Source organism: Microbacterium sp. AK031, from assembly GCF_024807145.1.
Classification (GTDB): domain Bacteria; phylum Actinomycetota; class Actinomycetes; order Actinomycetales; family Microbacteriaceae; genus Microbacterium.
On record NZ_JANUCA010000002.1, the window covers coordinates 398,180 to 413,668 of the forward strand.

Here is a 15,489-nt window from a genome sequence, read left to right on the forward strand (position 1 = left end):
ACCTCTCAGCGCTCTTCATCGTGTGGGCGTCAACCCGTCGACGTGAACCCGCTGGCCTTCTCGCCGAGCGGAATCGGGTTCACGCTCATCGTGTACTCGGTCGACAGCGGTGCCGGGTGCCCCGAGCCGTCGCCGATGCGCAGGCCGTTCGAGTCGGCGGTGTACGGCTCGATGAACGCGTATCGGGCGGTCTGGGTATTCGGGCCCGGCCGTGCCTGGAAGAGGAACCAGTCGGTGCCTTCATGGTCGATGAAGTTCGGTCCGGTGCCTGTTCCGGTGACCTCGGTGTTCTTGCTCATGATCGGAGTCGGATTCTTCTCCCAGTTCGCGGCATCCAGCGGATCGCCGCCGATGTACCTCAGATAGCCGATCGCGTAGTGGATGGTCCAGTAGCCGCTGGCGGAGTACGCCAGATACACCTCGCCGCCGTGTCCGTACACCGCTGTTCCGCCCTCGACGACCTTGGGCCACCACTTTGTCGGGTCGCTGCTGTCCTGCGCATACCCCTGCATCTCCCAGTCGTACTCGGACCGGGTGATGACCGTGGGCTCTCCGGCGAGCGTCCACGGGTTGACGATGTGGCTCATGTTGATGGTCTGATGGAAGTCGGCGCTCCCGCGGCCCACCTCCGCCACGTAGGTGATGTACGTCTCGTCAGCCACGCGCATCAGAGAGATACCCGCGACGAAGCTGTGGAGGTTGAAGTCCGGGTCGTCGACATTCGTGATCCGGCGCGGCTCGTTCACCTCCCCCGTCACAGGGTCGCCCCAGCGACCGAACAGGTCGTCTCCATCGAGCGCCTTGAGCACGTACTGCCGCTGCCCCTCGGCCGCCGCCTCGCCGGTGTCCGCGGCCGACAGATACAGGTACCAGCCGGCGTTCTCTTCGCCGACCTCCTCCGCTGCGAGGTGATGGATCTCGGGCGACCACAGATTCGCCATGTCGTCGGGTGCGAAGATCACCGATCCCACGGAACTGCCGAGGTCGGCGGGGTTCGCCACCTTGTGCAGTTCCAGTGTCGATCCGCCGGTTGCGATGAAGTAGTACTGCCCATCATGGGTGAACATGTACGGATCGGCGGCGCGGACGAGCGGATTGGCGAACGTCAGCTCTCCCTCGGGGACCGTGTCCGAGATGGCCGGGTCGACATGCAGGGCGCTGGTCATCGAGCCGGCGAAGCCCTCCGTTCCCAGCAGGTCGGTCAGATGAGCGAACTCGCCGCCGTTCACGGTGAGTTCGTAGGTGCCGGCGAGCTCGGTCGCGCGCGACTTCGCCGGAGCGACCGTCGCCCAGAACTCGCCGCCGTTGACGGTGATGTCCACGTCGTAATCGGCCGAGTAAGCTGCGCCGTCCTCTTCGTAGACGGCGTAGAGACCTTGCGGGAATGACCCCCCGTTGATCACGGCGGATGCCGCCCCTGAGCCCTCGCCCCGGTGCGCGAGCACGACGGGGCCCGAGAAGGTGCCGCCATCGATCTGCACACCGATCTGCGATCCGGTCGTGACGGCTTCCGTGCTGTCGGAGCCGCCGCGCAGACCGGCCCACTGACCGCCTTCGACCGTCACCGATGTGGCCGGCGCCGGCGTGGCATCGTCACCTCCGCCGACGATGGAGAGGTAGGTCTCGCCTCGTCGGGTGAACTCGGTGTCCACGCCGCTTCCGATCGTGAGCGCATGACCCATCCCGTACAGCGTCCCGTCTGTTCCCGGCGACAGCAGCTGCAGATCCCGGAGCGTGGTGGGACCGCCCAGCCTCATCGCGCCTTCGATCTGCAAAGCCGCCCCCTCTGCTCCGAAGTCGATATCACCGTCGCGGGATGTGAGCACGACGTCCGCGTCGTAGTCGCCGAGGTCGTATCCGCCCTCGATCGTGTAACGGTCGGTGAGCACCACACGACCATCGCCCGAGAGCGCCGCGATCGCCTCACTCAGGTCACCCGCGGCGTGAGCCGGACTGCCTCCGTCGCCGGTGCCCTCGGAGGAGAGGTAGACGACCTCGTCATCCATGACAGTGCCGAAAGAGCCGGCGATCTCGTCGATCAACTCCGCGTCCGCGCCGGGCAGGCGCACGAGCGCGCGCTCGGCATCACCGGCATCCGCCCAGTCCGACAGTGAGATCCCACTGATCTCAACATCGCCGACGCGCACCCTGACCCCGGCGTCGGCCCGCTCGAGCCTCGCATCCGTCACCTCACCGCCGAGGAACCTGGCCGTGAGGTTCTCGGTGACCCGGCCCCCGGAGGCGTGCAGAGTCTGCACCTCTCCGCCGTCGATCGTGACCGATGCACCTGCGACCTCAACCGCGCTGTCGGTGCCGGCCCACACTTCTCCGATCTCGCCGCCGGCGATCGTGACGTCCGTCGTACCGCTATATGCTCCGGTCAGTCCGGTGACCCCGACGATTCTCGCGAATTCTCCTGAGCGCACGGTCAGCGAGGGCGCGTCGCCCGCGCCGACCAGGCTCACCGCCCTCCCCTGATCGGTGACGACATCATCCCCGATCACCAGATCCGTACCGTGAGCCTGCAACTCAAGGGCACCGGCGTTGGCCAGCGTGACCGACTCGAAAGTGACATCACGTGCGAGAGCGACGTCCGCGTCGGCGGGGAACGCGATGGATGCCGAGCCGTCACCGACGAAGGACACCCGACCCGCGCCTGCGGCGAGCGTAGCCGGATCGACATCCCAGCTGACATCTCCGCTGATCGTGATCGCGCCGCCGTCCGCGGCGAGCAGGCCAAGCGCGGTCTCGAGGCTGGCGCAAGGCTGCTCCGCGCTGCACTCGTTCCCCGATCCTGACGCACTGACACGGACATCCGCGGTGTTCGTCACGACATCGAACAGCTGCCGGAGCGCCGCGACCTGTCCCGCGGTGTAATACTGACCGGCGAAGTGCACCGTGCGGACCGCGGCGAAGTCGAGGATCTGCTGGAGCCGCTCCTCTCCGCCCCACGCATTCTGCGCCTTGATGGCACCCCACGTCACGCCGTCGAGCGTGAGGTCGACGTGCTCCACGACGTTGTTGATGTCGATGGTGTCGACATGACCGCCGCTCAGCGCGACATCAGCACCGCCCACCAGGTAGCGCGTGACGTCGCCGGCGGTGTGAAGTGTTCCGACGCTGCCGCCGGTCATCGTGATGTCAGTACTCCCGGAGTAGTGGTTCTCCAGCGATGCCCCGAAGACCTCCTGGATGTCACCGCCGTTGATCGAGATGTGCGAGGTGCCCGTGTAGGTCTGCGTCCCGACTCCTTTGCCTCGGCTGAAGCCGGAGACCTTGTAGAAAGAGCCCGAGTCGATCCTGATGTTCGAATTGCCGTCGAGCGTGACGTCCCCATCCGCGGGGCCATGGTAGCCCCCGATGACGAACACTTGCCGCTTGCCTTCGGCGTTCGCCATCGTGACCCCGTCACCGAAGACGATCGGGTTCCAGTTCGCCGCGAACACCGCCCATTGCGAGGTCTGGATGTCCAGGTCTGCGAAGGTCGTCGGTCCCGACAGGTTGTACTCGATGAACTGCTGGTCGGCGAAGATCAGGCGTCCCGGGTAGTCCGTGGTGCCATCGGAACTGGTGATCCGGATCTCGCCGGAATGCTCCGGCTCCGTGATGCTCTTGATGAGACGGTAGTCGCCCATGAGCACGATGGTTCCACCGCTAGCCGCGACCTTGGGCAGTGCGCCGGTCAGCGTGCGGACGGGATCATCCGGACCGGTGCCGGAGTTCTTGTCGTCGCCGCTGTCCTGGGCCACGTAGATGACGGTCTCCTCCTCAGCAGCCGCCGTCGAGGCGACAAGACCGGAGAACGTCAGGGCGAAGGCGGCGGAGGCCGCCGCGAGGATCATGGACACACGCTTCATCGGGGGCTCCATTGATGTGTAGAGGTCTGGTGATGTGTAGAGGTCTGGTGATGTGTAGAGGTCTGGTGATGTGTAGAGGTCTGGTGATGTGTAGAGGTCTGGTGATGTGTAGAGGTCTGGTCGGGCTCACCCTGAGGTGACGGTGAGAGTCACGGTTTTCGTGACGGTCGCTTCGGGCTGGATCGTCGTCGCGGTACCCGTGAGTTCGCGCGCCCGACGGACGCCGCTGGGGTATCCGCTGGCGGGCTCCAACGCCAGCGAGTGCGCAGCGCCGTACCAGGGGTAGTCCAGGCGCCCACCCGCCTCGTACCAGTACCAGGCGAACGGGAAGTCTTCTCTGCTCCATGCGAGTTCCACGGCGAGTCCGAGGTGGGGGTTGTGGATGCGGGCCCGCACCCGTTCCTCGTCGAACGATCCCAGGAACGCCAATCGGGCCACTCCGCTCCGATCGGCGACGAGCCGCGAGAGATCGTGGCGGGAGCCGTCGACCTCGGTGTGGGCGGGCCAGTGCGGCGCCGCTGCATCTGATGGAACATCGTCCGGCATGTCCGGATGCACAGCGCATCCGGTGATCTGCACGGTCGTCTCGGGACCGATGAGCGGCTCGCCAAAGGCCGGATGCTGGCACCACAGCACATCGATGGGCTGCGCCCCCACGTTGGTGACTGTCTCGGTGACCGTGACCTGATTCCCCTCGACTGCCACGTCCTTCGTGACCGTGAAGGGACTGCGTGCCAGCGCCGTCGTCATGCGGATGCCGTCGGGCGTCTCCTCCGCCTCGAACGGTGCGAGCCAAGCCTCGCCGTGGAACCCCCAGTCGACGCCGTGCTCGATGGACGCACGACCGGCGTTGGGGAACATCGTGTTCCAGCCACCGCCCGAGCGGTCCAGCGCCAGTGCCTCCGGCACTCCGGGCAGCGGCAGTGCCCACGGGGGCCGCAGACCCCAACGCGGAGTCCAGAGCAGCTCGACTCCGCTCGCGCGAACCCTGATCGAGGTCACGTCACCTCCCTTTCCGGGGATGACCGTGACATCGAGCTGCTCCGTCGACAGTCGCCTGGCCTCCCACCCCGAGACGGTGGTGATCTGGTGCTCGATGGTTGCGGTCGTCATCGACTCTCCATTCGTTCGTCAGCGCAGCCCGGCGCGCGACATCGATCGCATGAACTGCCGCTGGAAGATCAGGAAGACGATGAGGATCGGGATGAGGGACGAGACCGAGCCCGCCAGCGCCGGCCCGAGCGACACCGTGCCGTCCTCCGACATGAAGCGTGTGAGCCCGAGCGGAATCGTGTACTTGGATTCGTCCGTGATCATGATCAAGGCGCTCTCGTAGTCGTTCCACGTGGCGTCGAAGATCAGGATCGCCAGAGCCGCGAGCATCGGGCGCGCGAGCGGCAGATAGATGAAGAAGAAGATCCGCCATTCACTGGCGCCGTCGATGCGCGCAGCTTCACCGAGTTCCCGTGGCGCGGCCGCGAAATGCTGTCGCAGCAGGAAGGTCGAGAACACGGACGCCAGCCCTGGCAGGATCAGCGCCCACAGGGTGTCGTACAGACCGATCTGTTGGAAGAACATGAAGCGCGGGACCAGGAGAAGCTGTCCCGGCACCATGGAGGTGGCCAGGAACAGCACGAACAGCACGTTCTGGCCTTTGAACCTCAGCTGGCCGAAGGCATATCCGGCGAGCGTGACCACGGCGAGCTGGCCGACGATCGTGGCGACGACGACGATCGTGGAATTCGAGAAGTAGCGCACCATCGAGCGTTCACCGAACCACACGTCGATGTAATTCGCCCAGACAAGCGGATCGGGGATCCACCGCAACGGGAGCTCGAAAATGTCGACGTTGTTCTTCAGCGAAGACGAGACCATCCATAGGAACGGCGTGAGGAACAGCAACGCCACAAGCGCCATGATCAACCCGGTCAGCCACCACACGACGCGCGCCCCGCGCTGACGTCGGAGGTATCCCGCACGGACGGGCGTCTGCCGCGACTCGATGACTTCGTCACTCATTCCGGACACCCCTTACGTGTAGAGCCCACGGCCGCGCTGCAGGCGGAGCAGCACGACCGACATCACCAGGACGCCCAGCATGCTCATCACACCGATGGCCGCCGCGTAGCCGAAACGGTACGACTGGAATCCGACCTCGTACATGTAGTACGACAGGACGGTGGTCGACTCGCCCGGTCCGCCCCCGGTCATGAACTGGATCAGACCGAACGACTGGGAGCGCCCGATGAAAGACGTGACGAAGAGAAAGGTGAGGATCGGCACGAGTCCAGGAAGAGTGACTGTAATGAACTTGCGGAATGCACCGGCGCCGTCCAACGTGGCGGCCTCGTACAGCTCCTCCGGCATGTCCTGCAGCGCGGCGATGACGAGGATTGCCACGTACCCCGCCCCGATCCACACTGACATCAGCACGATCGCCGGTAGCGCCCAGTCTTGTGAGACGAACCACTTGGGAGGCTCGCTGAAGCCGATCGCGCGCAGCGTGTCGTTCACGAGACCGGAGGTCGGATGCAGCAGAAGCAGCCACACCGTTCCCGCCGCGACCGTGTTGACCAGCGAGGGGAGGAAGAAGATCGCACGGAGCAGTCCTCTGGCGGGCATGGGACGATTGAGCGCCAGCCCCAGTATCACTCCGACTGCAACCGTGAGCGGCGTGCCGACACCCGCGTAGAAGAGCGTCCGCCCCACGGATGACCAGAACTTCTCGTCGCCGATGAGTTCTTGGAAGTTGGCTGCACCGACCCAGCGGATGCCCTCGATGCCCGAGACGACGTTCCAATCGGTGAAGGCGATGAACAGTCCGGCAGCCAACGGGACGACGAGGAATGCCGCGACGCCGAGGATCGTCGGCATCAGGAACGCCCACGGAATCCACCATCGATAGCCGTTGACCAGCGCATGCGGCTTCCGTCGCGGAGTGGACAGACGGGCCGAGCGCGGGGCGCGGCCGCCCTCCGTAGTCAGAGTCTCTGTCACAGTCACAGGGGCAGGTTCCTCACGACGCCTTGGTGATTGCTTCGTCGGCCTTCTGCTTCAACTCTGCGATGGCGTCGTCCACCGACTTCGTCCGCAACCGCACCTCGCCTTCGATCTGAGATTTGAGCGTCGAGATCTCCGTGTAGGCCGTGGTGATCGCGCGCACGGACATCGGCGGCTCCTCCGTGAAGAACGTCTTGCCGAATGCCTCGATGTCGAACAGCTTGTCCGCGTCGGGCCCGAACAGGTTCTCGTACATCGTGTCGGACGGGTTCGCGAACTGGTCAGGGGAAACCTTGCCAGACGTCGTCATGTGGTCCGCTCCTTCACCCATCCAGAACTTGACGAATGTCCATGCCGCGCCCGGATACTGCGTCTTCGCCGAGATCTGGACATCGTCTCCTCGCACCCCGGGGTTGAAGTACGCTGCCCCCGCCTCCGGCGCCGGATAGGGTCGGAACGTGACGCGGAAGTCGTGCGGATACTCCTTGAGATTCTTGGCGTATCGGATGACATTGTTACCGTCGATCATCATGCCGAAGCTCCCGTTGAGGAAGTAGTTCTGCGCGTAGCCGCCGATGCCTTCGGCTGAGATCCGCTCCTGCGTGAAGATCGATCCGTCATCCTCCATCGCAAGGACGAGTTCGAGCTCGTCCTTGTACGACGGGTGATCGAAGTTCGACTCCTTGCCGCCGTCTTTGTAGAGATAGTCGCCACCAAGGGTGGCGGGGAACGACTTAGGAGCGTTGTATCCGCCCACGTCGAATCCAGAGCGCTTCAGAGCCTTCGCGACATCGTGGTAATCGTCCATCGTCCAGTCGAAGGGGACCTCGATCTTGGCCTTGTCGAGCGCGTCGGCATTGAGCGCGACGTAGTTCGGGTACATCGACGTGGGAATCGAGAAGAGCTTGCCATCGACCATCGTGCTGATCGGGGTGCTCTGCACGAAGCTCTTGAGCTGACTGTCCTTGCGTGCCAGGTCTGTGAGGTCCATGGCGAGGCCGGCTGCTGATCGCCGCGCGATATCGACTGTCCCGTAGGAGAAGAAGACATCGATCGGGACTCCGCCTTGGAGCGCCGAGTCGAGCTTGAGGATCCCCTCGGCGTCGTTCACGAATCGGACGTACTCGACTTTGATCTTGGGGTACTTCTTCATGAACGCGTCCACGAGCGCCTGCGGACCCGCCTCTGGGGCCACACCGCCCCAGACGACGAGCTTGCCCTCTTCTTCTGACCCCTTGTCGATGGGGGCGGTCGAGCCCCGTTCGCTGGGACCGCAAGCCGCGAGCAGAGTTGTCGTCGCTGCGAGCCCAAGACCACCGATCAGCAGCCCGCGTCGACTGATCTGTGTGTTGTTGCTAATCACAATCTGACCTCCTTGTCGGTGCGGCTCCAGCGAGACATGCCTGAAGCAGCTGGATTCAGCCTAGAGATTGAGCACCTTATGTGTCAATGTCTAGAGGTAATTACATTTGCTCATTTGCCCACAAGTGCGGTCTCACTGACGCCGAGCTCCGCGATCGGCTCGTCCAGCACCGAGACCTGGACCTCGCCTTCGATCCTGTCGAGGCCGCGCTCGAGGTCGGCCCAATCATTCAGCCGGTGAAGCACCTCGAGCCGGAACGCCGTCGGCCACGCGGGCAACCACTCGCACGGATGGAACTCGGTCACCACCGGGCGCCCCCACCGCGTATGGAAGATCGCCTCGTCCTGCGAACCGGCAGGGCGGACTCGCCCGCGCACGGCGAGCGTGCCGTCCGAGATCAGTTGGCTGGCGCCGACCCACAGCGCAAGCGCCCGCTCGCGCCATTGATCATCCCCGGTGATCTCCGCGAGTTCGAAGAACGACAGCACGTCGTGCAGCGAGTACTGGTCGACGGCGGTGTGCGCGGTCGAGACCGAGGTCATCCCGAAAGTGTCGATGCCGACCTCGTGCAGCAGGCTGGCCACGGGATATCGCACGGTGAAGTGCATCATCCACGTGCTCAGGTACCAAGCCGTCGTCTCCGCCGCCTCGACGTACCGACGATCTCCCGTGAGTCGGTGCAGACGCAGGGCGGAGATGAGCAGCGGACTCGAGGACTCCTTGTCGATGCAATAGGTGTCCAGCGCCCCGGCCGTGGTGTACCCGTCGCGAAGCAGCTCGTCGTAGTAGAAGTCGAACGCACGGGTGGCGCTTTCGAGATACTCGTCTCGGCCGGTGACTTCATAGGCCTTGAGCAGTGCCGGCACGAGGAAGCAACCGACCGTGCCGCCTTCCCGGAAGACGCTTCCGTCGGGGTTCCAGGCTTTGGCGAACTGCCCGTTCGCCTTCTGTTCGCGAAGCGCGAAGTCGCAGATACCCAGCGCGACGCGCTTGTACTCGGGGCGGGGTTCGCCGATAGCCTGCGCAAGCCCGTACGCCGTCAACAAATGCTCCGCCGCGCCACCGAGGTTGCAGGCGTCGATCGGGAAGATGCGCTTTCCGTCCGCGCCCGTGACGAACTCGGGGTGATACTCCTCGTACGGCAATTCCTTGCCGGGCTCCTTGCTCTGCTCGAGCGTCTCGACAGCCGTCTCCAGCACGCCGTCCTCCTCGGGCGAGAGGCTGAACTTGATGCGGATCATGCCGTTGGGCATGGCGAAGCGACACCAGTGGTCCAGGACGCTCAGCCCCTTGTCCCTAGCATCCGCGTCTCCTGTGCGCACGTGCTCCTCGAGCAGGGCGACGGCGAGCAGTGCGCTCTGACCCACCCAGCCGATCTCGTACTTGGAGACCCGCGCCTTACCGAATGCGGTGATGTCCTCATGCCACCCGCATCCGCGGTTGATGCTGACGAACCCGTCGGCCTCCTTCGTCCAGAGGAATTTCGTGTAGGCGAGGCTCAGTTCATGGAGGCGCTGCGGGCCGAACTTCTCGTACACGGGGTGACCGTAGTACCGGAACGCGAAATCGAGCAGCGGCTGGTAGTCGAGGTGTGGACGCTCCGCTGCGAATCCGCCGACGACTGCTTGGAAGACCCGACGCGGCTCCATCGAGCCTTCGTAGGCGTCCTTCCAGAAGTGCCGATGCAGCACCTGTGGCCCTTCGACCTCCGGCCACAGCAGCGAGTGCCGCTCGACATCCCCTTCGCGGGTGAGCGAACAACTGACCGCATCGTCGAGGGCGCCGCTGAGCACGACGGCCTGTCCGTCAGCGGCCGAGTAGGTGCAAGCCGGAATGGTGCCGCGGTGCCACGCCCAGGTCCACGGCGTACCGTTTGCGGCACGATCCCCGACGTATTCGGGGGTGTCGCCCCATCCGTTGCCGTTGTAACTGATACCGGGGACCATCGTGTACTGCGGCGTGAAGGTCGTCTCGAGCTCCATGCGCATCGAGTCGGTCGGCTCGTCGCACACCCTCTCCCACAGCCAGAAGCCGCCTTCTATCGGAGTGAAGGTGTCCGTCGCGCCTTCGCGTGCCAGCACCCGCAAAACCGGCGAGCCGTCACGCCGCAGAGTCCACTCATCGGCGTCGGAAACGAACTCGTACGTATCGGTGGTCATCATCGCCCTTACTCGTGTCGTGCACGTCGTCGTGTTGTGTACTGGGTATTCAGTCGTGCTGCGGAAAGCCGAGATCGATACCGCCGTGCGCAGCGGGATCGAGCCATCTGCTCGTGATCGCCTTCTCCCGGGTGAAGAAGTCGAAACCGTGCACACCGTATGCCTTGGCATCGCCGAACAGCGAAGCCTTCCACCCACCGAAGGAGTGGTAGGCGACGGGGACGGGAATCGGCACATTGATGCCGACCATACCGACGTGGATCTCGCGTTGGAAGCGCCTCGCAGCACCCCCATCGTTCGTGAAGATCGCCGTTCCGTTGCCGAATCGCCCGGAGTTGATCAGCGCCACACCTTCATCGAAGGTCGCGACGCGGACGACCTGCAGCACCGGCCCGAAGATCTCCTCGGTGTATGCGCGGGAGTCGAGCCGGAGACCGTCCAGGAGAGTCGGACCGAAGAAGAAACCGTCCTCATTGCCCTCGACCATGCAGGTGCGGCCGTCGACGACGACGGTCGCACCGTCGTCTTCGGCGATCGCCACGTACTCCGCCACCCTCTCGCGGTGCTCCGCAGTGATGAGCGGGCCCAGATGCGGCTCGCCATCCGGCCCTCCCGCACCGTCACCAACTCGGAGCGTGGCGACGCGCTCGACGATCTTCTCGATCAACGCATCCGCCACCGGGTCCACCGCCAGCACGACGGAGAGCGCCATGCAGCGCTCGCCGGCCGCGCCGTATCCGGCGTTCACGGCCTGGTCGGCGACGAGGTCGAGATCGGCATCCGGCAGCACGAGCATGTGATTCTTCGCGCCGCCGAGCGCCTGCACGCGCTTGCCGTGCTTGGCAGCCGTCTCGTAGATGTACTGTGCGATCGGCGTCGAACCCACGAAAGAGATCGACTGCACGTCGGGAGACTTCATCAGACCGTCGACGGCGACCTTGTCACCGTTGAGCACGGTGAACACGCCGTCGGGGAGGCCCGCTTCCTTCCAGAGTTCGGCGATCCAGAGCGAGGCGGATGGATCCTTCTCACTCGGCTTGAGGATCACCGCGTTTCCTGCGGCGATCGCGATCGGGAAGAACCACATCGGCACCATCGCAGGGAAGTTGAACGGCGATATGATGCCGACCACGCCGAGCGGCTGCTTCGTCGTGTAGACGTCGATCCCACTCGACACGTTCTCCGAGAACGCTCCCTTGATGAGGTGCGGGAATCCGGTCGCGAGTTCCACCACCTCCTGGCCGCGAGCGATCTCGCCCATCGCATCGGAGTGTACCTTGCCGTGCTCACGGGTGATGATGGCGGCCAACTCCGGCTTGCGCTCGTTCAACAACTCGCGGAAGGCGAAGAGAACGCTCTGGCGCCGCGCCATCGACAGCTCACTCCACACTTCGAAGCCGCGCCGGGCCGACGCGATCGCCGCATCGATCTCCTCCTGATCAGCGAGAGCGACCTGCGCCTGAACCCATCCGGTCGCCGGGTTGTACACCGGAGCAGTCCTGCCGCTCCCGGACGCACGTGGCGCGCCGTCGATCCAGTGGCCGATCGTTTGCGTTTGCGTCGTGGACATCGTCAATTCTTCTCCGGTAGTTCTGCGGGATGCACAAGACGTGCGGCCTGATCGATCGCGGTCGCGACATCGCCACCCGGTGGATACAGCAACGTGCGACCGACCGTGAGCCCGCGGACTCCGGGGACCTGCAGGGCTTTCTCCCAGCGTGCGAAGGTGTCGTCCGGATCCGGGCCGACGTCGCCGCCGAGCAGCAAGGTCGGCAGGGTGGTCGCAGCCATCACCCGCTCCATGTCGTCGACGACCGGTATCTTCAACCAACTGTGCGAACTGGTCGCCCCCAGACCGGCCGCAATCGCCACGGAGTGGATCACCGCATCCGTCGACAGGTCGTTCTCGACGCGTCCGTCGACACGGCGGCTGATGAACGGCTCGAGAATGATGGGCAGGTCGGCGGCCGCGCATTCGGTCACCACGCGCCCGGTCGCCTCGAGCGTGGAGACCGTCGCCGGGTCGTCCACGTCGACGCGGATCAGGGCCTTGGTCATGTCGGCGCCGATCTTCTTGGCAGAGCGTGCGTCGACGGCCGTGTACCGATCGTCCATCTCGAAAGACGATCCTCGAAGCCCCCCGCGATTCATCGAAGCTACGACGAGCTTGTCGTTCAGCAGACCCATCAGTGCGAGGTCGTCGAGGATGTCCGCCGTGCCGAGCACACCATCCACGCGTGGGTGGCTCAGCGCCTCGGCGAGCCGCTCGAGGAGCTCTCGCCTGTCCGCCATCGCGAACGGATCGCCCCCGACGCCCAGCGCACCGCGCGCCGGATGATCCGCGGCGACGATGAACAGGCGGCCGTCGTCGCACAGAATCGGCCGTCGCGTTCGAGCAAGGTGCGCGCGTTCGACTGCACCGGGATCGGTGGCACGGACAGCGCGAAGCCGAGCGAGCTCCGCAGACTCGAGACGTGTCATCTGTCGTGACCATCCTTCAGCATCGTATCCACTCATCCTCCCGGATGAGACGTCAGCAGTATGTCTTGACAATCTCACATTAGGAGGGATTCGCGCATTCGTCAAGGTCGTCTCTCCCTACAGAAGAATCCAAGCGATCACACTCGACGCGACCTGTCACTACAGCCTGCGTGATGCACGAGAATGGAAGCATCACCCATCGAGGAGCTTCCATGACCGACCGTCTCGCCCGCGCCCGTGCCACCGGCGTTCTCGCCGTACTACGCGCCCCGTCCCCCGAGCAGGCGCTCGACGCGGCCGACGCGATCATCCGCGGCGGCGTCGCCGGCATCGAGGTCACGTACTCCACGCCCGACGCTCCCGCCGTGATCCGCGAGTTGATCGCCCGGCACGGTGACGCGGCCTATGTCGGCGCTGGTACTGTCACCACCATCGAGCAGGCGACCGCCGCAGCCGACGCGGGTGCCGAGTTCCTGGTGAGCCCCGGCACCCTGCCAGACCTCACCCGCGCGATGCTCGACACCGGACGAGTCGTGATGACCGGCGCAATGACCCCCACCGAGGTCATGGGCGCCCTCGCACTCGGAGTCGACGTCGTGAAGATCTTCCCGGCATCCCTCGGCGGTCCGTCCTACCTCGGAGCGCTGCGCGGACCGTTCCCGGGTGCACCGCTCATGCCCACCGGCGGCGTGAAGCCCGACAACCTGGCCGACTGGTTCGCGGCAGGTGCGGTGGCCGTGGGCGCCGGCGGCGACCTCGCGAACTCCGCATCGATCAAGGCCGGCGACTGGGCCGACCTCACCGCGCGCGCGGAGGCGTTCGCCGCGGCATTCGCCGCCGTACGCGGCTGAGCGTGCCGGACCTCCTGCCGTGGGCGTGGGCCGTTCTGGCCCTCGCCGCCCTGACGATCGGCCTCGCGAAGACGGCGATCCCCGGTGGCGGCATCCTGCCCGTGGCGCTGTTCGCGGCTGTCCTGCCCGCCCGCACGTCGACCGCGGCGCTGTTGCTCCTGCTGATCGTCGGCGATATGTTCGCGTTGATCGCCTATCGGCGGCACGCGCACTGGCCGACGCTGCTGCGATTGGCACCGGCGGTCGTCGCCGGCCTGCTGGCCGGCTTCGCGTTCCTCGCGCTCGGCGATGACAGCATCGTGCGCCGCGCTATCGGTGTCATCCTGCTCGCGATGATCGCCGTGACGCTGTGGCGTCGCTGGCGTCAACGCAGGACGGATGCCGCACCCGCCGAGCATGGCATCGTGATCGCGTCCTCATATGGGGCACTCGCCGGCTTCACGACCATGGTCGCGAATGCCGCAGGACCTGTGATGTCGATGTACTTCCTCGCGATGCGCACACCGGTGCAGGTGTTCCTCGGCACCTCGGCATGGTTCTTCGCGATCGTGAACCTCGCGAAGGTGCCCTTCCTCGCGAGCATCGGGCTGTTCAGTGGCCCTGTGCTGCTGATGGATGCCGTGCTGATCCCGCTCGTCGTCATCGGCGCGCTGGTCGGTGTGCGCGTGGCCCGCCGGATGAAGCAGCAGGTGTTCGACTGGATCGTGATCTGTCTCACGATCGTCGGTGCCGGCTACCTGCTGTTCTGAGCCGACCCCGCGGCGGAACGACTAGGGCGCGTCTCCTAACCGCTTGAGCCAGAGGGTGATGGCGCGAAGGACGGCTCCGCCGCGGTAGGCGAGGGCGAGCTTGTCGTAGCGAGTGGCGAGTCCACGCCATTGCTTGTCTTCGTTGAAGCCGCGTTCGACGACGTTGCGTCCCTTGTAGTCCTCGACGTCGTAGGTTACCGGCCTGCCGCCCTTGGAGCCGCGACGTTTGCGGTGTCCTCGCTGATCAGCCGGCTCTGGGATCACTGCGATGATGTCGCGATCACGCAGGTGCTGCCGGATCGCGCGGGACGAGTATGCCTTGTCCCCGCGGACCCGATCCGGGCGGGTGCGCGGCCGGCCTGGCCCGCGCCGAGCGACGCGAAGATGATCCATCAGGACGGGGAACATCGGTGAGTCACCGGCCTGTCCGGGGCCGACGAGCACGACCAGCGGTCGCCCGCGTCCATCGACGAGGTGGTGGATCTTCGTGCTCAACCCACCGCGTGAGCGGCCGATCGCGTGGTCAGGCGGTTCCTCGCGTAGATTCTTGTAACTCGCCAGATCCCCCTGTGTCGCGCGGGAGGTTCGTCGCGTGCTGATGGGCGCGGTTGACCGTCGAGTCCACGCTGATCGCCCAGTCGATCTCCCCCGCAGCATCCGCGTCGGCGAGGATCTCGGCGAAGATCTTGTCCCACGTGCCATCGCCGCTGAACCGGCGATGCCGCTTCCATGCCGTCTGCCATGGGCCGAACTCCGCCGGCAGATCCCGCCAAGGCGAGCCCGTCCGGAACCGCCACACGATACCCTCGACCACCCGACGATGATCCTGGAACGGCCGACCGCCTTTGCCCGAGGCCAGCGGCATCAACGGCTCGATCCGAGCCCACGCCGAATCAGAAAGCGACTGAGTACGCGACACGTCCACAAGCCTGCCGCCAATCGCCCGACAAGTTAGGAGACGCGCCCTAGCTGTGATGTCCAGGGACGTTGTTGCGTGAGTCGCGAGTGATCTACTGACGGGCGAAGGCC

The 15,489-nt window shown here is 65.3% G+C and carries 11 protein-coding genes; 2 read left to right on the forward strand and 9 right to left on the reverse strand.

The features are described 5' to 3' along the window. Nucleotides 1-29: 29 nt before the first annotated feature. The 8 genes from HDC95_RS07225 to HDC95_RS07260 all read right to left on the reverse strand — a co-directional run bounded on the left by HDC95_RS07225 (nucleotide 30) and on the right by HDC95_RS07260 (nucleotide 12,860). Nucleotides 30-3,857: a family 43 glycosylhydrolase gene (locus HDC95_RS07225; protein ID WP_259062639.1), complete on the reverse strand. Its 3,828-nt coding sequence runs from the start codon at nucleotides 3,855-3,857 to the stop codon at nucleotides 30-32. A gap of 126 nt (nucleotides 3,858-3,983) precedes the next feature. Beyond that, nucleotides 3,984-4,970, reverse strand: a complete 987-nt coding sequence (locus HDC95_RS07230) for a DUF4432 family protein (protein ID WP_259062640.1) — start codon at nucleotides 4,968-4,970, stop codon at nucleotides 3,984-3,986. 18 nt (nucleotides 4,971-4,988) lie between these two features. Further along, the gene (locus tag HDC95_RS07235; protein WP_259062642.1) at nucleotides 4,989-5,876 is read right to left on the reverse strand and encodes a carbohydrate ABC transporter permease; all 888 of its coding nucleotides are present in this window, start codon (nucleotides 5,874-5,876) and stop codon (nucleotides 4,989-4,991) included. Nucleotides 5,877-5,888: 12 nt separating this feature from the next. After that, entirely contained in the window at nucleotides 5,889-6,860 is a 972-nt protein-coding gene (locus tag HDC95_RS07240; protein WP_259062643.1) for a carbohydrate ABC transporter permease, read from the reverse strand. A 13-nt stretch (nucleotides 6,861-6,873) separates the two neighbouring features. Next, nucleotides 6,874-8,220, reverse strand: coding sequence for an ABC transporter substrate-binding protein (locus tag HDC95_RS07245; RefSeq protein ID WP_259062645.1), 1,347 nt, complete (start codon nucleotides 8,218-8,220; stop codon nucleotides 6,874-6,876). A gap of 110 nt (nucleotides 8,221-8,330) precedes the next feature. Beyond that, complete coding sequence (locus HDC95_RS07250) at nucleotides 8,331-10,382, reverse strand: hypothetical protein (protein ID WP_259062646.1); 2,052 nt, start codon at nucleotides 10,380-10,382, stop codon at nucleotides 8,331-8,333. 46 nt (nucleotides 10,383-10,428) lie between these two features. Continuing rightward, on the reverse strand, nucleotides 10,429-11,949 hold the full coding sequence (locus HDC95_RS07255; protein WP_259062647.1) for a CoA-acylating methylmalonate-semialdehyde dehydrogenase: 1,521 nt from the start codon (nucleotides 11,947-11,949) through the stop codon (nucleotides 10,429-10,431). A gap of 2 nt (nucleotides 11,950-11,951) precedes the next feature. After that, nucleotides 11,952-12,860: a class I fructose-bisphosphate aldolase gene (locus tag HDC95_RS07260; protein WP_259062648.1), complete on the reverse strand. Its 909-nt coding sequence runs from the start codon at nucleotides 12,858-12,860 to the stop codon at nucleotides 11,952-11,954. Between the two features lie 212 nt (nucleotides 12,861-13,072). Here HDC95_RS07260 and HDC95_RS07265 point away from each other — a divergent pair, with 212 nt between their 5' ends. After that, nucleotides 13,073-13,711 carry a bifunctional 4-hydroxy-2-oxoglutarate aldolase/2-dehydro-3-deoxy-phosphogluconate aldolase gene (locus HDC95_RS07265; protein WP_259062649.1) on the forward strand — a complete coding sequence of 213 codons (639 nt, stop codon included), beginning with the start codon at nucleotides 13,073-13,075 and terminating at the stop codon, nucleotides 13,709-13,711. A 2-nt stretch (nucleotides 13,712-13,713) separates the two neighbouring features. Beyond that, nucleotides 13,714-14,460, forward strand: a complete 747-nt coding sequence (locus HDC95_RS07270; protein ID WP_259062650.1) for a sulfite exporter TauE/SafE family protein — start codon at nucleotides 13,714-13,716, stop codon at nucleotides 14,458-14,460. A gap of 21 nt (nucleotides 14,461-14,481) precedes the next feature. On the opposite strand, the gene HDC95_RS07275 is transcribed toward HDC95_RS07270, so the two are convergent. Continuing rightward, nucleotides 14,482-15,379 (reverse strand): IS5 family transposase gene (locus HDC95_RS07275; protein WP_259062651.1). Its coding sequence is split into 2 segments (ribosomal slippage): nucleotides 14,482-15,042 and nucleotides 15,044-15,379, totalling 897 coding nucleotides; the frame shifts between segments, so codons are not numbered across the junction. Nucleotides 15,380-15,489 lie beyond the last annotated feature (110 nt).

Coding starts and splice junctions, on each gene's coding strand:
- HDC95_RS07250 (WP_259062646.1), bottom strand. CDS start 10,382: ATGATGACCACCGATACGTACGAGTTCGTTTCCGACGCCGATGAGTGG.
- HDC95_RS07235 (WP_259062642.1), bottom strand. CDS start 5,876: ATGAGTGACGAAGTCATCGAGTCGCGGCAGACGCCCGTCCGTGCGGGA.
- HDC95_RS07230 (WP_259062640.1), bottom strand. CDS start 4,970: ATGACGACCGCAACCATCGAGCACCAGATCACCACCGTCTCGGGGTGG.
- HDC95_RS07260 (WP_259062648.1), bottom strand. CDS start 12,860: ATGACACGTCTCGAGTCTGCGGAGCTCGCTCGGCTTCGCGCTGTCCGT.
- HDC95_RS07225 (WP_259062639.1), bottom strand. CDS start 3,857: ATGAAGCGTGTGTCCATGATCCTCGCGGCGGCCTCCGCCGCCTTCGCC.
- HDC95_RS07255 (WP_259062647.1), bottom strand. CDS start 11,949: ATGTCCACGACGCAAACGCAAACGATCGGCCACTGGATCGACGGCGCG.
- HDC95_RS07265 (WP_259062649.1), top strand. CDS start 13,073: ATGACCGACCGTCTCGCCCGCGCCCGTGCCACCGGCGTTCTCGCCGTA.